18 protein-coding genes are annotated in these 17,805 nt (G+C 51.6%); 10 read left to right on the plus strand and 8 right to left on the minus strand.

Annotated features, from left to right (window positions below; genetic code table 11):
• The first annotated feature begins 159 nt into the window (after positions 1-159).
• The 4 genes from ACO0LF_RS05830 (at position 160) to ACO0LF_RS05845 (ending at position 3,536) form a co-directional block, all read left to right on the plus strand.
• On the plus strand, positions 160-834 hold the full coding sequence (locus tag ACO0LF_RS05830) for a response regulator (RefSeq protein WP_423012850.1): 675 nt from the start codon (positions 160-162) through the stop codon (positions 832-834).
• On the plus strand, positions 834-2,267 hold the full coding sequence (locus ACO0LF_RS05835) for a sensor histidine kinase (RefSeq protein WP_423012852.1): 1,434 nt from the start codon (positions 834-836) through the stop codon (positions 2,265-2,267). The genes ACO0LF_RS05830 and ACO0LF_RS05835 overlap by 1 nt, the downstream gene beginning before the upstream one ends.
• A gap of 62 nt (positions 2,268-2,329) precedes the next feature.
• Entirely contained in the window at positions 2,330-2,644 is a 315-nt protein-coding gene (locus ACO0LF_RS05840) for a metal-sensitive transcriptional regulator (RefSeq protein WP_423012854.1), read from the plus strand.
• 28 nt (positions 2,645-2,672) lie between these two features.
• Positions 2,673-3,536, plus strand: a complete 864-nt coding sequence (locus ACO0LF_RS05845) for a substrate-binding periplasmic protein (RefSeq protein ID WP_423012856.1) — start codon at positions 2,673-2,675, stop codon at positions 3,534-3,536.
• Between the two features lie 18 nt (positions 3,537-3,554).
• Here ACO0LF_RS05845 and ACO0LF_RS05850 read toward each other — a convergent pair whose 3' ends face one another.
• Positions 3,555-5,105 (minus strand): DUF4080 domain-containing protein, encoded by a 1,551-nt coding sequence (locus ACO0LF_RS05850; protein WP_423012858.1) that lies wholly within the window; start codon positions 5,103-5,105, stop codon positions 3,555-3,557.
• 412 nt (positions 5,106-5,517) lie between these two features.
• On the opposite strand from ACO0LF_RS05850, the gene ACO0LF_RS05855 reads away from it, so the two are divergent.
• Both ACO0LF_RS05855 and ACO0LF_RS05860 read left to right on the plus strand, forming a co-directional pair.
• The gene (locus ACO0LF_RS05855; protein ID WP_423012860.1) at positions 5,518-5,736 is read left to right on the plus strand and encodes a hypothetical protein; all 219 of its coding nucleotides are present in this window, start codon (positions 5,518-5,520) and stop codon (positions 5,734-5,736) included.
• Positions 5,737-5,852: 116 nt separating this feature from the next.
• Positions 5,853-6,170 (plus strand): hypothetical protein, encoded by a 318-nt coding sequence (locus ACO0LF_RS05860; RefSeq protein WP_423012862.1) that lies wholly within the window; start codon positions 5,853-5,855, stop codon positions 6,168-6,170.
• Between the two features lie 167 nt (positions 6,171-6,337).
• On the opposite strand, the gene ACO0LF_RS05865 is transcribed toward ACO0LF_RS05860, so the two are convergent.
• Positions 6,338-7,357: an HDOD domain-containing protein gene (locus ACO0LF_RS05865; protein WP_423012864.1), complete on the minus strand. Its 1,020-nt coding sequence runs from the start codon at positions 7,355-7,357 to the stop codon at positions 6,338-6,340.
• 218 nt (positions 7,358-7,575) lie between these two features.
• On the opposite strand from ACO0LF_RS05865, the gene ACO0LF_RS05870 reads away from it, so the two are divergent.
• From ACO0LF_RS05870 to ACO0LF_RS05880, 3 genes are all read left to right on the plus strand, one after another.
• Positions 7,576-8,604: an alpha/beta hydrolase gene (locus tag ACO0LF_RS05870; RefSeq protein WP_423012866.1), complete on the plus strand. Its 1,029-nt coding sequence runs from the start codon at positions 7,576-7,578 to the stop codon at positions 8,602-8,604.
• 80 nt (positions 8,605-8,684) lie between these two features.
• Positions 8,685-9,278: a hypothetical protein gene (locus ACO0LF_RS05875; protein WP_423012868.1), complete on the plus strand. Its 594-nt coding sequence runs from the start codon at positions 8,685-8,687 to the stop codon at positions 9,276-9,278.
• Between the two features lie 73 nt (positions 9,279-9,351).
• Entirely contained in the window at positions 9,352-9,600 is a 249-nt protein-coding gene (locus ACO0LF_RS05880) for a hypothetical protein (protein WP_423012870.1), read from the plus strand.
• Between the two features lie 156 nt (positions 9,601-9,756).
• On the opposite strand, the gene ACO0LF_RS05885 is transcribed toward ACO0LF_RS05880, so the two are convergent.
• Complete coding sequence (locus ACO0LF_RS05885; protein WP_423012872.1) at positions 9,757-11,181, minus strand: glycoside hydrolase family 18 protein; 1,425 nt, start codon at positions 11,179-11,181, stop codon at positions 9,757-9,759.
• Between the two features lie 164 nt (positions 11,182-11,345).
• Here ACO0LF_RS05885 and ACO0LF_RS05890 point away from each other — a divergent pair, with 164 nt between their 5' ends.
• The gene (locus tag ACO0LF_RS05890) at positions 11,346-11,558 is read left to right on the plus strand and encodes a SlyX family protein (RefSeq protein ID WP_422999758.1); all 213 of its coding nucleotides are present in this window, start codon (positions 11,346-11,348) and stop codon (positions 11,556-11,558) included.
• Between the two features lie 642 nt (positions 11,559-12,200).
• Here ACO0LF_RS05890 and ACO0LF_RS05895 read toward each other — a convergent pair.
• The 5 genes from ACO0LF_RS05895 to ACO0LF_RS05915 form a co-directional block, all read right to left on the minus strand.
• Positions 12,201-13,355 (minus strand): ABC transporter substrate-binding protein, encoded by a 1,155-nt coding sequence (locus ACO0LF_RS05895; RefSeq protein ID WP_423013465.1) that lies wholly within the window; start codon positions 13,353-13,355, stop codon positions 12,201-12,203.
• 48 nt (positions 13,356-13,403) lie between these two features.
• Positions 13,404-14,648 carry a cytochrome P450 gene (locus ACO0LF_RS05900; RefSeq protein ID WP_423013467.1) on the minus strand — a complete coding sequence of 415 codons (1,245 nt, stop codon included), beginning with the start codon at positions 14,646-14,648 and terminating at the stop codon, positions 13,404-13,406.
• 78 nt (positions 14,649-14,726) lie between these two features.
• Complete coding sequence (locus tag ACO0LF_RS05905; RefSeq protein ID WP_423012874.1) at positions 14,727-15,707, minus strand: MBL fold metallo-hydrolase; 981 nt, start codon at positions 15,705-15,707, stop codon at positions 14,727-14,729.
• 124 nt (positions 15,708-15,831) lie between these two features.
• Positions 15,832-16,812 (minus strand): MBL fold metallo-hydrolase, encoded by a 981-nt coding sequence (locus ACO0LF_RS05910; protein ID WP_423012876.1) that lies wholly within the window; start codon positions 16,810-16,812, stop codon positions 15,832-15,834.
• Positions 16,813-16,939: 127 nt separating this feature from the next.
• A complete protein-coding gene (locus tag ACO0LF_RS05915; protein ID WP_423012878.1) occupies positions 16,940-17,791 on the minus strand; it encodes an HDOD domain-containing protein in 852 nt (283 codons plus the stop codon).
• Between the last annotated feature and the right edge of the window lie 14 nt (positions 17,792-17,805).

The following is a 17,805-nucleotide window of genomic DNA, read 5'->3' on the forward strand; positions in this document are numbered from 1 at the left end:
AACAGAAAGTTTATAAATTTATCTTAGGTCAAGCCCAGCACGATTGCGATGCGTTTATTGAAATCTGCCTAGTTTTCTTGTCAGAAATAGTTACAGGAATAGTGACGCTTTTGAATCAGGCTGGTAGCCTAGTGGGTATCTGGAGTGAACAGGCTGTGTATGCGCATACTATTAGTTGAAGATCATATCGAGTTGTCCCACTGGCTGGCCAAGGCCTTGCGTGATGCACATTTGACGGTGGAAACTGCCATGAATGGGGCGGATGCCGATGCGCTTTTGCATACGCAGGAATATGCGCTGGTCATTCTCGACCTGAGCCTGCCAAAAATGGATGGCATGGATGTGCTGAAGCGCATGCGCGCGCGCGGCAGCAAGACGCCTGTGCTGATCTTGACGGCTCGGGGTGGCTTGAATGACAGGGTGCAGGGTTTGAATTCCGGTGCCGATGATTACCTGCCCAAGCCGTTTGAGCTGGCTGAGCTGGAGGCACGTGTCAAAGCCTTGCTGCGTCGTGCCCAGGGGAATGAAGCGGTGACCTTGACTTGTGGTGCACTGAGCTTTGATACCGTGATACGGCAATTTCATTATGACGGCCAGCCATTGTCACTGACCCCGCGTGAATACGCCGTGCTGGAAGCCCTCATCATCCGTCCTGGCCAGGCAGTGTCCAAGGACAAGCTGTTTGATGAAGTGTTTGCCCTCGATGATGATGCCAACCTCGATGCCATAGAAATCTACATCCATCGCTTGCGCAAAAAACTTGATACCGTCAGCACCGGCAAGGTCGTTATCGTTACCCTGCGTGGCATAGGTTATCTGCTGGAAGCACGCTGATGGCCAGGCCTTACCGACTGGGGAGTTTGCGCGGGCAGTTCTTGCGCTGGTTATTGATACCCCTGGTCCTGCTGGTGGCATTGAATGCTTTTTCTGTGTATCGCAATGCGCTTGATGCAGCGGACCTGGCTTATGATCGCTCGCTGCTGGCTTCTGCAAGGGCGCTGGCAGAAAGAGTGCAAATCGTCGATGGCAAGGTGGTTGCCAATGTGCCCTATGTGGCACTCGATAGTTTTGAAACCGATACCCTGGGACGTTTGTATTACAAGGTCACCGGTGTCAATGGTGAATTTGTGTCGGGTTATGAAGACCTGCCGGATTTGCCCAAAAATGTACCTCGCTCAGAAATCTATCCCGCCCTGGTACATTTTTTTCATGCTGATTATCAGGATCAGGCAGTGCGTATCGCTGCCCTGCACCAGCCCGTGTATGACGACCAGATGCGTGGCATCGCCCTGATAGAAGTCGGTGAGACGCTGGATGCGCGACGTGGGCTGTCACGCAAAATCCTTATCGATACCCTGTTGCGCCAGGCTGCTCTGGTGCTGGCAGTGGCGCTCATGGTCTGGGTGGCTTTGCGCTTCGTGCTGGCTCCCATCATGCAATTGCGGGCCGATGTAGAAGCGCGCGAGCCTACTGATTTGTCAGACTTTGATGTCAATCTCGTGCATAAGGAAATCCGCCCGCTGGTAAATGCCATGAATGCCTATATGGCGCGGCTGCAGACGCTGATCAATGGGCAAAAGCGTTTCATTGCCGACGCCTCGCATCAGTTACGCACTCCCCTGACAGTCTTGAAAACCCAGGCCGAACTGGCGCTGCGCGAAAATGATGTGGTGGCCATGCGGCAGATTGTTGCCAGCATCGCCCAGACCACCGATGCCACGGTCCATCTGGCGAACCGTTTGCTGACACTGGCGCGTACCGGGCATGGGGCAGTGGTGGCCGAACTGGAAGATATTTTGTTGAACCAGCTGGCGCAAGAGGTTTGCCTGGAACTCGCCATGCCAGCCGTGCGCAAGCAAATAGACCTGGCGCTGGAAGCGGATGAGGTAATTCCTTACCGCGGCAATACCCTGTTATTGCATGAGATGCTCAGCAACTTGCTCGACAATGCCATACGCTATACACCGGAAGGTGGGCGCATACTCTTGCAGTTGTATTTGCGCGATGGGCAGGCGCACATCGATATTCAGGACACGGGTCCTGGCATAGCAGAGGCCGAACGTGAAAAGGTGTTTGAACCTTTTTACCGCGCCGCTGCCAGCTCAGCGATCAATCCGGGTGGTACCGGACTGGGTTTATGCATAGTGCATGATATCGTCAAGCTGCATGGCGGTGACATCGATCTGGCAGATGCCAGCCTGCAAGAAAAGAGCCATGCAGAATTGCCGGGCTTACGTGTGCAAATCCATTTCCCCCTCTTGAGCTGACTAGTGTAGGATACTCAGTAGTAGTATCAGATTCATCATCACCATCGCAAAGGAGCACTTTCATGGCGGATACTCCCCCACTAAAAATAATTCAGGGTACGGCTTTGAACGAGCAGCAAAAAAAAGACTTGCTGCACCGTCTGGCCAGGGTCGAGGGGCAATTGCGCGGCGTACAAAAACTCATCGCCAAGGCAGCCGTGCCCGCCGACTGTGAGGCAGTGGCACAACAGATGTCGGCAGCGCGCAAGGCGCTGGATCGTTCTTTCGTGACTTTACTGACCAGCGCAGTTGTCACTCACGCAGAAAAAGCCGAGACTACAGAAGAAGCTATCGCCAGCACCAGGCGCCTGGCCTCTTTACTGGAAAAATTTGCCTGAAGCCAAGCTGACAAAGAAGTAAACACCTATGCCTACCCTCACCCAGCCAGATCGTCCTGACCCTGCGTGCAGATGCTGGCTATCGGTAAGGCTGTTGCCATGGCTGTTAGTATGGTTGTTTTTCGTCTTTATCCTTGGCTGCTTTGTCTCTACCTCTGCCAAAGCAAATGAGCCTGCAAAGCCGGAAAAACTGGTTTTACTGATACGTGAATTGCGTAATGAAGCCGGTGAGATCGTACCCATACGCGATGAAATCCGCCAGCTCCTGAATTATTTTGAACATCAGCTGCAAATCAAATTTGAAATTCGTCGCTATCCCTGGACACGTTTATTGATCAATGCCAGGACGGGTGAGGGCATTGTTTTTGGCCTGTCAAAAAACCGTGAGCGCTTGCAGACTTACCAGTTTTCTGAAGCCATTTACGCCAATTATGTCTGGCTGGTCACACGCACTGATGCCACCTTCACTTATAACAGCATGCTGGACTTGAAAGGCAAGACTGTTGGTGTTATCCGTGGCACCAGTTATGGCGATGAATTTGATAGTCAGCGCAATATCTTGTTCCAGGTGGAAGAAGATGTAGGCTCACACGGCGCACGCCTGAAAAAACTCATCAATAAGAGAATGGATGTGATGATTTTTGGTGACCGCCGCGCCCAGGCCGACGAGGTGGAGCAATTACTGTTGCGCATCTTGCGCAAAGAATCCAGCACGACGGATAAAGCCGTGGAACAGGGCTTCAAGGTTTTACCCAAACCCATGCTGGTTGATGAATTGCATTTCGCAGCCGTCGGTGCCCAGTATGAAGAATGGATACGCAAGCTCAATGCGGCTATCCTGGCCGGGAGAAAATCCGGTGAGATCAGTCGCATACTCATTAGCGATAAGTAAGTTTCTCGTATCCCCCGCTTATGCCGCCATATGGCGTGCCTGTCTTTGTGGTACAGCCTTTGCCGCTTCCCTGCCCGCCTCTTTTCTGGTCTGCCTTTGTGGCGCTGATGGATCAGCTTTGTTACCCTGTTTGTGCATGGCCTGGCCAGCATAGTCACTCGACATGGCCAGTTGTATCGCGTCGGCTGCCGTGCCGTGGACTTCCAGCAGCCATTTGTTGACCAGGGCTGCCAGTTTGTCGAGGGCGATGCGGTGGGTTGCATCGGTATTGGCAAACAGCCAGTCAGACAAGGCCATGAAATTCTCGAACGCAGTGTCTGCCAGTATCAAGGGCAGGCTATGAGAAAAACGTCCTGAATTGGCAATCATGTCCCAATAACGGGCAAAGCGTATCAGTCTTTGCATGTCAGCAAAGGCGATGTCCTTGTTGGCCAGGATGGTGTAAGGCGGTTGCGGATCAAAGGCCAGCTGATAGGCAGCGGTATGACGGATTATAGGTGTGCCGCGCAGGCGTTTCAGGATGCCGAACTGGATTTCATGCGGGCCCAGTGCCACCAGCCTGTTAAACCCCTGGGCAAAACTTTCCATGGTTTCGCCTGGCAAACCGGCAATCAAATCCACATGCAAGTGGGCATGTGAATGCTCACATAACCAGCGTATATTCTCGGCCGCCTTTTCATTATTTTGTTTGCGGCTGATCAGGGCTTGCACTTCCGGGTTAAAACTTTGTATGCCTATCTCAAATTGCAGGCTGCCTTCCGGGAATTTTTGTATGCCCTCTTTCAAGGCATCCGGCAAATGATCTGGCACCACTTCAAAATGCGCATACACAGGATCATGCGGTGCTGCTTCCAGCTTGTCGAGGAAGAATTGCATGATCTTCAAACTGGTTTTGATATTCAGATTGAAGGTGCGATCAACAAACTTGAACAGGCGCGCACCACGCTGATACAGGCCTTCCATCTCTTGCAGGAACAGGTCTATATCAAAAGGCCAGGCGGTCTTGTCGAGTGCAGACAAGCAGAATTCACACTTGAAAGGACAGCCGCGCGAAGCTTCTACATACAGGGTGCGGTGGCGGATATCCTGGTCGCTATACAGGTGATAAGGTAATTGTATGTCAGCCATGGCTGCCTGCACGCCTGCATGCACCTTCATCAGTGGTTGCGGACCATGCAGGATTTGCTGGCACAGGCTGGCAAAACTGACGTCACCCCAGCCAGTGATCACATAATCGGCCAGGCGTATGATTTCCTGGTCGGCAGTTTCATGCGACACCTCGGGGCCACCGAGTACCACCACCACCTCGGGGGCAACACGTTTTAAGACGGCGACGATTTGCGTGGTTTCCACGACATTCCAGATATACACACCAAAGCCGACGATGAATTTTTCGTCGGTTTTGCGTAAGGCCAGGATTTTTTCGACGATGTCGGTACTGCGTGCACCAATGACAAATTCCTGTATCTGGGTGACAGGCTGCAATTCGCCCATGTTTGCAAGCAAATAGCGTAATCCCAGAGAAGCATGGGAATAACGGGCATTCAGGGTGGTTAGCAGGATGTTCATGGTACAAGAGGCGGGAGCAGCTAAAACCGCTATTGTACGCCTCTAGTGCAGGCAGCCTGCCATGAATCCGGTTCGCCTCTGCGCGACACCGCTTGGTCGCGCATATGCTGGTAGTGAAACTTACTAAACTGGCATGAACATGCCTGAGACAATAATGACAATAAGAATTACAAGTTCAACAAGCACTACAACGATAACAACAATAACTAATCAGTGAAACGGATGAAAACTGCTGCAACAACAATTAGTCTGTCAGCGCAGCAGTCAGCATAACGATAGTTGCCAGAATTTGAGCAAAAACGATAACGGTGATCATGTTTATTTCCTTGGTTGATTAAAAACAAGCTCATGATACGAGAAGGCAACTGTCGAATCCAATGACATGTTTAGATGTCTGTTATATGAATTGTGAATGTCATCGTTCAGTCACATTCTTTTTGCACATGAATGTAATAATCCCTGGCCTGCCAGTCTGATGGCTATTGCCTGGACTTGTGGCTGGTGTTTCCTGGGTTTTTACTCCTTGCACCGGACTTCAGGTTTGCCTGTTCGTCTTTTCAGCCTGGTCACCCGCTATCTCCTGTCTGACGCACTTTTTTCTTTCCGGACTACCGCCCTCAAAAAACGTTGAAGAAGTGTTTTTGACACTTCGATCTCAGTTTCCTGCATTTCGTCGCATAGCCCTCGCAGATGGACAGCGTAAGTTCTACAGTACACACATCAACCAACCACAAAGAGGAAAACGAAATGAAAAACACTATCACTAACGCATTCAAATCTGGCTTGATTTTGTCTACAGCATTGCTGACTGGCGCACTGGCTATCACAGCAGCTTTCACACAGGGTAATGCAGAAGCCAGCATGAATATCGCCAGCGTGACCATCTCTGCCAAACGTATGACTGAAGAACAAAAACTGGCATTTGATGCAGCTCAGGACATCACACAAACTTTCTTGATCAGCGCTAAAAGATTGACTGCTGAAGAAAAACTGACGATGGATAAAGAAGATCAGTTTGAACGTCAGCAGCTGGCAGAAAAAGCCGCAGCCCGCAAACAAGGCTGATGAGCATGTGTTTTGTGTGCGATAGCAATCGCCAAAGCCACAAGGGATGCGAGCAAGTGCAAACGGACTTTTTCTTGATGAGCGCCCGTTTTTAAAACAAAGATTTTCGACACTGCTTTCGACCTGATAGACGGAAGTTTTTGTTTTGAAAATGGGCGCAGGAAATCTTAAGCCTCATCCTTTTCTTGCAAATGCAGCGCTGTAAAACAGTGCTGCATTTCTGCGTCTGTTGCCAGGCATAATTCATCATCATCTTTGCTGATGACGCCAGCATTCACCAGCAATCTGATTTTGCTGATATCACTCGCCTGTTTTAATACCAGCCCCAGATCCTGCAGCTCACCCTCATGACTGACCTGGGCTTTCAGGGCTTGCATGACGGCATCGGGGAAATCCCATTCTTTGGCGATACGGTAAGACAGGATATGCGCCATGTGTAAAAAGCGCAGACGAAATTCAGTTGCCAGCGGCATGACAGGTGCCAGCATGATTTGATCAAGGCTGCGAAAAGCGATGATCAAACCGATGTTTTGCAACAGGCCAGCCAGATAAGCATGGAAACCATCGAAACCCCGCTCTTGCGCCAGCAAGCGACAAGCCTGTGCGCATTTTTCTGACTGTTCCCAGATCACAGGTGCCACAACGCTGGTGATACGCCCCGACTGCAGCTGTATCAGCGGCCGGAAAGCCGTGCGCGCCACCAGCAGGCGCAAGCCATTGATGCCCAGCAAGCGTATGGCATTGTCGAGATTGCTGATCTTGTCTGCCGGGCTATAGTAAGAACTATTAACTTCACTGATGATCTCGGCCAATAAAGTCACATCTCTGGAAATATGATTGACCAGCTCATCGACAGAGACATTTTCATTGCGCAGGCTTTTCAATAATTGCGGCAGCACGCTGGGCACGCGCGGTATATGACGGGTGTCGCTGAAGTCAGCCCGCACCAGCCTGTCCAGCGCGATCAGCAAGGGTTTTTCAGCACCATGCTGTATTTGTTTGCCATGCACGCCCAGCAACCAGGGGTAAAAGCGTGAATCGACATCAAAGGCTGCTTGCCAGGCGCCTTCTTCCGCGACGATCTCTTCTGGTTCACTGAAGACGGTCACGGCCTGCAATGCATCATCGTCGTCATAGACCCGGCCCCGGATCAGGCGTCTGAACAAGTTGCGCAAATAGCCTAGCACCTTGCCTCCGGCTGGCAGCGACAAAGTGACACTAGGCAGGGCAACGACATAAGAGGCGCTCCAAACTGGCGATGCCTGCTATATTCGCACAAACTGGGGCTGCTTTGCATAGCCGCCATGGCGAGTGTTGCTAGTTTGTGGGCAGGAGTAACAAATCTTGCATAAATTAACTAGAATAAAGCCCTGCCGTAAAGCCTTGCTGTTTTCTACCGGAGTACATGATGCCTGAACTCGCACCTCTTGCTATTAATACCCGTCCTGCCTTGTCGGTACTGGTGTTCTCCCTTATTTTAGGCCTGGCATTGCCTGTTGCCCCAGTCAGTGCTGGTGTACTGCGTGACAAACTCATGGAGCGACGCCAGGAAAGAAAAGAGCAAAGGGCTGAACAGGCGGCGGAAAAAAACGAAATGACTGAGCCGGAATCTGCAGACCTGGCGCCCCAGGGTCTGCCTGCCGGCACTAAGGTCTTGCGAGATATTACCTATGGCAGTGACCAGCGCCAGACCATGGATGTCTATTTGCCCGCCAATGCGGCTGGCCAGAAAAACATGCCAGTGATCTTCATGGTGCATGGTGGTGCCTGGAAAATAGGCAGCAAGACCGCTCGTGGCGTGGTTGAAAACAAGGTAGCCCACTGGCTGCCCAAGGGCTATATCTTCATCTCTATCAATTACCGCATGCTGCCAGAGATCAAACCACTGGAGCAGGCAGAGGATGTGGCCACAGCCCTGGCCGTGGCACAAACCAGGGCGGCAGAATGGGGTGCTTCGCGCAATCGCTTCATCCTCATGGGGCATTCTGCTGGCGCTCACCTGGTATCGCTACTGGCCAGTTCACCGTCTATCACCAGCAAAGCCGGCGCTTCTGCCTGGCTGGCGACGATCTCACTCGATAGTGCAGCCTACGATATCAGCAAAATCATGGCGCAAAAACATTACCGTTTTTATGATGAAGCTTTTGGCACTGACCAGGCCTACTGGCAAGCCGCTTCACCCAGCCTGCAATTGCAAAAGAGTGCCGCGCCTTTCCTGGCGGTCTGCTCCAGTATCAGACCAGACAAACCCTGCGCCCAGGCCGAGGTTTTTATCAACAAAGCCAAGTCCCTGGGCATGCAGGCTGTCTTGCTGCCGCAAAGGCTTAGCCATGCCGACATCAATAAAAACCTGGGCCTGGATAATGCCTATACGGCAGCAGTGGATCATTTCCTGAAGCAATTTGATACGGTGCTGCATGCAGGGCATGACTGACATGAATTACTATTTGTCAAAACAGCTGCTTAATGGCAGCATGCTGACCGATATCAAAAAACTGGAAACCGGAAATAATCGTGATTGATCTACAAATTGTCTGTGACGACGTGGTTGTGACCAATGATGGAATGATCCACTTGAATGAGGCCATGTTTAGCGGGGCCATCAATTTGCTGAATAATCCTGAAGAAATTTTACTCAGGATACATCCAAAAAAGAAAGCGGTTTTTGACTCCATCACAGATGGCAGCATCCATTCGATAGAGGTGAGAGATTCTGCCAGCGGCAAGCTGGTAAAACAAAAAATCAATCCTCAAATAAAAATCCATGTGAATAGTCCGGCTGGCATAGTTGCCGTCAATTATGCAGACATAGCACATACTCCCATGAAATCGCTAGTCAGGGATTTTCAAGTGCAAGGCTTTGATGACAATGCCGAGCCAATCATCAGACTGATCAAGGATGGTAGTTTGCGTGTCATATTTTGCACCATGCCACCCAAGAAAAATATTTTGGGCAATGCTTTCGACATGGATCATTTTGCCAGGCAACTACAAAAAAATGTGAGTTCTCAATTTGCCTGGGATGACAGAGATGTTTTTTATTTCAAATCATCCGAGCCATCGAACGTCCGTGAAATTACCAACTTCATTTCAAAATTTGGCAGGTAATACTCGCACCATCAGTAAGCGAAACTGGCATGAAGTACAGAGAGTGCCTTTCATTTTTACGAAAGATATTTAGGTGATTTTTCTTGCATTGACACGTAACGGTCTGGATGAATTAATTGCACTCAGAAAAAAGTCGGATATCGCAATCTGGTGTGGCAGTAATGTCTTGAGTAATGCTGAATATGCCGCTTTGTCTGGTATGAATATTTCACGCTTTAATTATCCCCTGAAAAGCCCTGGCGACGAGGCTTTTCAGGGCGCGCTGGAAACCATGGCAGATCATCATGGGAATGAAAAAATCTGGGTAGAGAATATTAACTAGGGAATCCCAGAGCGGATAAACCTAATCATTTTTGTCAGGTGACTTGAGAAAAAATTCCTTTACTTTGTAGGAGCGGCTTCAGCCGCGAACAGTTTACCGTGTCGGGCATTCGCGGCTGAAGCCGCTCCTACAGAGAAAAATTTTCTGCGGCATTCCTCATTTCGGCTCGTAATGCAAACCACCCTGCAAACCTGCTTCTGGATTTAAGCCCGTATACAAACTGCGCAACAAACTCCCCTCTTCATCATCCTGCCCCAGGTGCCAGAACATGGCACCGGCCAGTTTGTATTTTTTCAGGTAGGCGATTTTGTAGGCAAAAGAAACTTCATTGTCATAGCTGATAAAGATTTTCTTTTCGGCGTTGTATATCCAGGGCACCTTGGTCTCGTTACTGAAATAAGATTGATAGCCCAGGTTGGCCGCCAGCAGCTTTTTGATTTCACCATAGCCAGGCATGCGCGGATCTTTGCGGGCGGTGCAGGCATCGCAACCCACCAGCAGGCTGGGGTCGCCTTCATACACGTCACCGGCAGGTGTGACAAAGGCTTGATACAGGCCACGGTTTTCTCCGGCCTCTACCTGGAAATAAGCACGGCCATAAAATGGCAAGCCCAGCACCAGTTTACTGGCAGGCACACCGGCATACAGGTGTTGCTGCACGGTGGCATCCACAGTCAAGGGCAAAGGGGAAGGGAAGCGTTGTTCCAGTGCTTTCTTGCTCAATGCCGGTTTGATGGCCAGGGCGCGCAAGGGATTGTCAAACATGTGTTCACGCGCATCACCAAACAGATGGGCATTGTGGTTCGTCAGTTTTTCCCACGGCCCAGTCAAGTCATAACTCATGAGATTGATGTAATCAACCTGGGCGGCGATTTGTGGCAAATGCAGATAAGTGCGCGCCATATTGAAAGCACCGCCAGCAACTGCGATGGTCAGTTGCGGGGCCAGCTTGTTGTCTGGCCTGCTAGTTTTCAACTGGCCCAGTTGCGTGCGCATTTCCTTGAGCAAGTCCACAAAGTTCTGCGCATCTTCTGCACGCGGATATTCCCAGTCTATGTCTATACCATCGAAACCATATTCACGCACCATGCCTACGCAGGATTGCGTGAGTGTCTTCCTGTTATCTGCTGTTGCAGCGGCCTTGCGATAACGACCTACGGTGGGGCTTTCATCATTGCTATTGCCCCAGCCACCTATGGAAAATTGCAAACGTAAATCAGGATTATATTTTTTCAGGCCTTGCAATTCCCGAAAGATTTTTGCTGCAGCTGGCAAGCTGGTGCCTTCTTCCAATGCGCATTTACCATCTTCGCTGATGGTCAGGAAAGAAAAATTGAGATGCGTCAGCATGCGTGCTTTTTCTGCCGTAATGGCAGAGACCGGGAATGCGACCTTGCCTTCATCGTAATGATTGATTTCTTCTTTTTCCAGCGCATAATAAGCCATGACTACCGGCTTATTTTGTAGCTTTGCTGCTGGCTTGCTGACTTCTTTGGCCAGACTGGCAGTTGAGGAAGATAAGACCAGTATGCCAAACAGGCATGACAGGAGAGGACGTGGGGGAAGGTGAGTAATTTTCATATCCATAGCATGCAAGCGCAGGCAAAGCGGGTCAACAGGTTTTTATTTTTTAACAAATCAGGGCATACCACTTGCATGCCTTGCTTGTAAGTAGAGAATACCAGTCCACTAGCATACCAGACTGGTATGGCATACTGTGCGCCTGATTAAATGAAAGCGATGCCATGACGACAGAAGAAAGATTGATAGACCTGGAAATACGCCTGACCCGTCAGGATGATCTGGTCGATACCCTCAATACCCAGGTCTACAGGCAGCAAAAGAAAATTGATGAGCTCGAAGCGCTGTGCACGGCGATGGCAGCGCGCCTGCGGGAAGTGGCTGTGGCGGCTAGCCAGAGGACTGCGGTGGTGGATGAGAGGCCACCGCATTATTGAGATGGGTGTAGTTGCTTTGCCAGAATAAATTCGAAAGAAACGCTCTATAGTTCATAAGCCGTATCTGTATTTATGTCATTCCTGCGTACGCAGGAATTCAGTGGCGTTCGTGGTATGCCGTATTGCTCGTTACATGCCACACTTTGATTAAAACGATTGCCTTCCGTGGTTGCAAGCCGGGTCTCGGCCCGGCAGCCGAAATTCTTTCTTTGCGTCGCCAAAGAAAGAACTCAAAGAAAGGCGACCCAGGCGTAGCACTCCACTGCGCCGCTTGCAAGCGGCTTAGATGTTGGCAGCGCAAAGCATGCTTTGCGAAACCCTGCCAACATCCCCTGCGGGGTCCCCGTTTGTGCAGTACAAAAAATGGGAAATGCCCGAAACTCGCCTGCGGCCTTGCCCTTAGGAACATGCGCTTGCAAGCGCATGCCGTTACGCAGGCGCGCAGCAGTGCTGCACGAAACCCCTGCTACACCTCAAACAACGGTCATTTCTTTTTCCATTTTCTGTACTGCACAAACGGCGGCTACACATGGGAACTGCTAACGTCAAAAACAACAGCAACCCCAAAGTCAAACCAAACAGCAACGTCAATACGGTTATTGCCTCATTTTCTGCTGACTAGTTAATTAAAATTTTCTCGTCCTACTCCGCCTGATAAACCCACTTCCCACCCTTGATCTGCACCATGACACGCGCCCTTTGATCGAGGCCCAGGTGGTCAGATTTATTCATGTTGACAACGCCATTGGTGGTGGCCAGGCCTTGTGTTGCTTCGAGGGCGTCGCGCAAGGCAGCGCGAAATTCTGCAGTGCCGGGGGTGGCTTTTTTCAAAGCGAGGGGGATGGCTTGTTGCAGCAGCAGACCAGCGTCCCAGGCATAAGAGGCGAAGGCTGCCAGGTTGCCTGCGCCGTAGGTGGTTTCAAATTTGTTGGAGAAATCCAGTGCAGCTTTTTTGACGGGGTTGTTATCGGCCAGTTGTTTGGCGACCATGACCGGGCCGGTGGGCAGGAAGGTGCCGTCACAGTCTTTGCCGCAGACGCGCAGGAAGTCGCTATTGGCGACGCCGTGATTGTGGTAGATGCGGCCTTTGTAACCGCGTTCTGCCAGGGTTTTGGGTGGCAGGGCGGCGGGTGTGCCTGAGGCGCCAACGACGATGGCGTCGGGGTTGCTGGACATCAGTTTCAAGACCTGGCCGACGACGCTGTTGTCATTGCGGCTGAAACGTTCCGTCGCCACAACCTTGATTTTTTTCAGCTCGGCATATTTTGTCACTTCCACCAAAAAAGCTTCACCCAGAGCATCCGAGAAACCGATGAAGCCCATGGTTTTGACGCCCTTTTTGCTCATGTCTTCGGCGATCGCAATCGCCATCATGGTGTCGGTCTGTGGGGTCTTGAACATCCAGGCTTTATTGGCATCCATGGGTTCTATGATACGGTTGCTTGATGCCAGGCTGATGGTCGGGGTCTTGCCTTCGCCGATGACAGGCAACATGGCGAGGGAATTGGGCGTAGTGGTCGAGCCTATGATGGCATCGACTTTTTCTTCCGAGATCAGCTTGCGGGTATTGGTCACGGTTTGGGTAGTGTCAGAGGCATCATCGAGGACGATGTAGTCGACTTTTTTGCCAGCAATTTCTTTGGGCAGCATGGCAATCGCATTCTTCTCAGGGATGCCCAGCGAAGCTGCCGGGCCCGTCGATGAAATGGTCACGCCTATCCTGATCTGTGCCTGCGCATTGATGCTGAGGCTGGCGCAGAGCATGATCGCTGCTGCTGCCAGCAGGTTTTTCTTGATATGTATATTTGTCTTCATTTTGTCTCCGTCTTTTTGTTGTGAGTCATTTTATAGTTTGCAGGGTACTGATAAAAAACCGCGGAAGCGAGCGCGGCCACCTCTGACAGGTGCTGCGCTTAATTCATAATCGGGGAAGCGTGCCAGCAGGCGAGAAATTGCTACCCTGCCTTCCAGCCGCGCCAGAAACATGCCTGCGCATTGGTGTATGCCGGAGGCAAATGCCAGATGGCGATTCGGGCTGCGGCTGATATCCAGTTGGTCGGGCTCAGGGAATTGCAAGGGGTCACGATTGGCGGCACCTATACACAGGCTGATGCGGCTGCCAGCAGCGATAGCGACGTCACCGATGTGCGTGTCCACCGTCGTCATGCGGTTGCCCAACTGGTTGGAACTTTCAAAGCGCAGAAATTCTTCGATAGCGGTGTTGATCATTTCTGGCTGGGCGATCAGGCGGGTTTTTTGTGCTGGCCATTCCTGCAAGGCGACCAGGCCATTGCCTATCAGGTTGGTGGTGGTTTCATGCCCGGCATTGAGCAGGAAAACGCAGTTTTGCAAAAGCTCGGTTTCAGTCAGCTTTTCGCCATTCGCTTCGCCTTCTATGAGGCGGGTAAGCATGTCCGTTTTTGGGTCACCGGGATGCAGCCTACGCTGTGCCACCAGTTGTTTCAGATAATCCAGAAATTCTGCGACACATTGATTGGCATAGGCAAAAAATTCTGGCGTGATGGCAGGCTCCAGCGCACCGAGTATGGCCAGTGACCATTCGCGCAAAGGCTCGCGCTCATCATGCGGCACAGCCAGCAAATTACCTATGATTTCTACCGGTATGGCAGAGGCGAAATGGGTGATGAGATCGACTTCTCCCTTGCTTTCCATCTGGTCCAGCAAGCCATCCACCAGCTTGATGAGGCCGGGTTCGGTATCGGCCATGGCTGCCGGTGTCAGGCCACCCATGATGAGGCGACGCACTCTTGTGTGCAGTGGCGGATCATTGAAGACCAGGCTATTGGTGTGATGCTCATACAGCAGCGAATCACCATAGCGCGGCTTGAATTCCTGCTTTTTGTCTGAACTAAAGGTCCTGGCATCCTTATACACGTGCACCAGGTCGGCATAGCGCGTCAGCAGGTAAGAGCCATCTGGCATCTTGCGTACGGGCGTCTGTTCACGTAGGGCGTGGTAGTAGGGATAGGGGTTCTGGTAAAAATCTGCAGGCAGGTGGCGCAGGTCAAAATCATCCCTGATGAGCGGCGCTGATGTGGCGGTATTCTGATACTCAGGATCAGGATTCATGGAAAACCCGGCAAAGGACAGAGTTTGCACTGTGTCCGATTTGCCGGATACTGTCAATCAGGCTGATGACAATACAGATTATGGCAAGGGGGCATGGTTCAAAGGCATCCAGGCATAGCCCTTGCCCTCTTTGCGCACATAACCCAGGGCTGGAAAAGACAGGTGAGCGGCGCCGACCAGATAGGCATGTTGCGCTGCATCAGCATAGGCTTTTTGCCTCTGTAGCGTGGCAAACTTGCTATTTTCTTCAAACTGGATGGCGACTGCTGGAGTCTCAAACTGGACTGCCGCGACATGCATGAGATCGCCCCATAAGACCAGGGTCTGGCCCTTGCTCTCCAGTTTGAAAATACTGTGACCGGCAGTGTGCCCATGGCTGGCAATCGCCTTGATGCCTGGTAGCAGTTCACTGTTGCCATCGAAAGTTTTCAGTCTGTTGGCCTCGACATAGGGCTGCAATACCTTGCTTGCTCTTTCATAATAGGCCTGGATTTCCTTGGGGGCCCTGGCCATATTGGCCGGGTTCAGCCAATGCTCTGCATCCTGGCGGTCTACCCGCACGATGGCATTTGGAAAAACTGCTTTGTCGCCCTCCCCCAGGCCACCGATATGATCAGGATGCAAATGGCTGAGATAAATTTCATCAACTTGTTCCGCCTGATAACCGGCAGCCTGCAAATTGCTCAGCAACTTGCCCAGGCTGGGGCCAAAAAACTTGCCACAACCAGTATCAATCAGCACCAGTTTATTGCCGGTGTTGATCAAAAAACCATTCACGGAAGTGATCACCGGGCTGGATAGATGTGACTTGGCCAGGGCCTTGTTGACTTTTTCTTGACTGGTATTCGTCAGCATTTGCGCTGCTGGGAATGGAAATGTGCCATCCGATAAAACAGTAATTTCAAAATCGCCCAGCATGCTGCGATAAAAACCAGGTGTCGCTATGCTTGCCAGCGGTGCGGCTGCCTGGGCAACTGGCGCTAGCCCAGCCAGGCTGATGAGGGCCGCCAGAGCGGTGGAATAAAATGCACCGGAAAATAGCGGGCGTGATAACTGCATGAATTTCTTTCTATAAGCGGCAAGACAATTAAAAAACCAACACCTGCCGACCGCATGGCGGCGCAGCATGTGTTGGCGATGTTGCTTGTGTCGGAAGATAGGCTAATCTGCCAGGGGGAGGTAATTACTGCAGTGGGGCGTAATTCAAAGGCATCCAGGCATAGCCCTTACCTTCCTTGCGTATATAACCTATGCCTGGGAAAGACAAGTGAGCAGCACCCACCTGATAGGAATGCTGGGCTGCATCAGCATAGGCTTTTTGCCTTTGCGCATAGGCGGCCTTGCTATCGCTGTCAAACTGTATGGTGACAGACGGATCTTCAAACTGCACGGCGGCGACATGCATGAGGTCGCCCCACAAGACCAGGGTTTGCCCTTTGCTCTCTACCTTGTAGATGCTGTGACCAGGAGTATGCCCATGAGAGGCGACTGCCTTGATGCCGGGCACCAGTTCAGTATCACCTTCAAAGGTTTTCAGCTTGCCTGCCTGTACATAGGGTTTCAGGATGGCGATGGATTTTTCAAAACTGCCTTTGGCATCACCAGTGGCCTTGTCCAGGTTGGCCTGGCTTAACCAGTAATCAGTGTCATGCTGGTCTATGCGCACGATGGCATTTGGGAAGGCGGCCTTGTCACCATCCACCAGACCACCGATATGGTCGGTGTGCATGTGGGTGATATAAATTTCATCGATTTGCTCAGGCAGGTAACCAGATGCTTTCAGGCTGGCTTGCAGCTTGCCCAGGGTAGGGCCAAAGAAGACTCCAGCGCCGCTGTCTATCAGCACCAGCTTGTTGCCGGTGTTGATGAGAAAGGCATTCACGGAAGTCACCACCGGGGATTGCAAATGGTATTTACTGAGTGCCTTGCCGACTTTTTCTGGCGTGGTATTGGTCAGCATTTTGTCGACCGGTAGCGGGACTGCGCCATCCGACAAGACGGTGACTTCAAAATCGCCCAGCATGCTGCGGTAAAAACCGGGAGCACTGGTTTTCACCATGGGCGCTGCGGCATGCGCGCTGATGGCAGGTATGCCAAATACGGCAATGCCAGCGAGGATGGAAGAACTGAACAGGCCAGAACGAAGCAAACTTTTCAATTGCATGGTTTTTCCTTGGGAAGTGGCGGGGGCGCAGCAGCTTGCTGCGACAGGCAAAAAAATTGCAAATGCGACAGCTATTATGCCGAATTTCTGCCAGCTTCGTTGGAAAGCAATAATGAAGGGCGAAGTGTCAGCTGATCAGGGAGGCAGTCAGGGCATCGACTTCTTCAGTCGATTCAGACAGGATGGAAAGCAGGGTACCTTCGCCGACGGCAAAATCAATTTCTGAAGCTGACTGGCGTATGCTTTCTGGCGAACGCGGGTCCAGTGGCGATGGCACTGCTGCCAGTTCATTGGCCAGCAACAGCGTGTCGCCCAGGGTTTCTGGCGGCATGACGCGCATGCCATACCACAGGGCTTCGACGGCAGAGACCACACGTTTTGGGACCAGCAATTTATTCAGGACGGCGCGGCCTATGAAGGTTTCATCGGTTTCTGCCAGCGCATCTGGCACGCCTGCAGGCGCATCGATTTCCAGCAAGGCCGGGAATTCCTGCGCGCGTGAGAGCAGGTAAAAGCCACCTACTTCATGGACTATGCCAGCAAACAAGGCGGTTTCTGCATCGACCTTGCTGACCTTGCGCGCGATCAGGTGGGCCAGGGCGGCAACATAGGCAGAATGACGCCATAGAGCATCCATCCTGCTGCGTATGCCAGGGTCGGAGACCGCGGCGCTGAGCTGGCGCATGACGACGGCAGCGGTCACCGAGCGCAGGGTATTGAAGCCGAGTATGGTGATGGCAGTGCGGATATTGGTGACGCCACCGCCAAAACGGTTATAGGCTACTGAATTGGCAATGGCCACCACACGGGCAGACATCAGGGGTTCAGTCATGACCAGTTTTGCGGCCGTCTCTATACCGCAATCAGGATCGTCGAGTGCCTGTTGTATCTTCAGCGAGGCATTCACATTGGTGGGGAAAACCAAGTCGCCCTTGCTGGCTTGCGCAACGATACTCTTTAATGCTTCCGACTTGTTCATAATATGCTTGTTGG

Origin of the sequence: Undibacterium sp. Di27W (genome assembly GCF_049340345.1) — a bacterium.
Taxonomy (GTDB): Bacteria; Pseudomonadota; Gammaproteobacteria; order Burkholderiales; family Burkholderiaceae_D; genus Undibacterium.

Coding starts and splice junctions, on each gene's coding strand:
- ACO0LF_RS05855 (WP_423012860.1), top strand. CDS start 5,518: ATGTCATCGTTCAGTCACATTCTTTTTGCACATGAATGTAATAATCCC.
- ACO0LF_RS05915 (WP_423012878.1), bottom strand. CDS start 17,791: ATGAACAAGTCGGAAGCATTAAAGAGTATCGTTGCGCAAGCCAGCAAG.
- ACO0LF_RS05845 (WP_423012856.1), top strand. CDS start 2,673: ATGCCTACCCTCACCCAGCCAGATCGTCCTGACCCTGCGTGCAGATGC.
- ACO0LF_RS05900 (WP_423013467.1), bottom strand. CDS start 14,648: ATGAATCCTGATCCTGAGTATCAGAATACCGCCACATCAGCGCCGCTC.
- ACO0LF_RS05830 (WP_423012850.1), top strand. CDS start 160: ATGCGCATACTATTAGTTGAAGATCATATCGAGTTGTCCCACTGGCTG.
- ACO0LF_RS05860 (WP_423012862.1), top strand. CDS start 5,853: ATGAAAAACACTATCACTAACGCATTCAAATCTGGCTTGATTTTGTCT.
- ACO0LF_RS05840 (WP_423012854.1), top strand. CDS start 2,330: ATGGCGGATACTCCCCCACTAAAAATAATTCAGGGTACGGCTTTGAAC.
- ACO0LF_RS05885 (WP_423012872.1), bottom strand. CDS start 11,181: ATGAAAATTACTCACCTTCCCCCACGTCCTCTCCTGTCATGCCTGTTT.
- ACO0LF_RS05835 (WP_423012852.1), top strand. CDS start 834: ATGGCCAGGCCTTACCGACTGGGGAGTTTGCGCGGGCAGTTCTTGCGC.
- ACO0LF_RS05850 (WP_423012858.1), bottom strand. CDS start 5,105: ATGAACATCCTGCTAACCACCCTGAATGCCCGTTATTCCCATGCTTCT.
- ACO0LF_RS05890 (WP_422999758.1), top strand. CDS start 11,346: ATGACGACAGAAGAAAGATTGATAGACCTGGAAATACGCCTGACCCGT.
- ACO0LF_RS05910 (WP_423012876.1), bottom strand. CDS start 16,812: ATGCAATTGAAAAGTTTGCTTCGTTCTGGCCTGTTCAGTTCTTCCATC.
- ACO0LF_RS05870 (WP_423012866.1), top strand. CDS start 7,576: ATGATGCCTGAACTCGCACCTCTTGCTATTAATACCCGTCCTGCCTTG.
- ACO0LF_RS05905 (WP_423012874.1), bottom strand. CDS start 15,707: ATGCAGTTATCACGCCCGCTATTTTCCGGTGCATTTTATTCCACCGCT.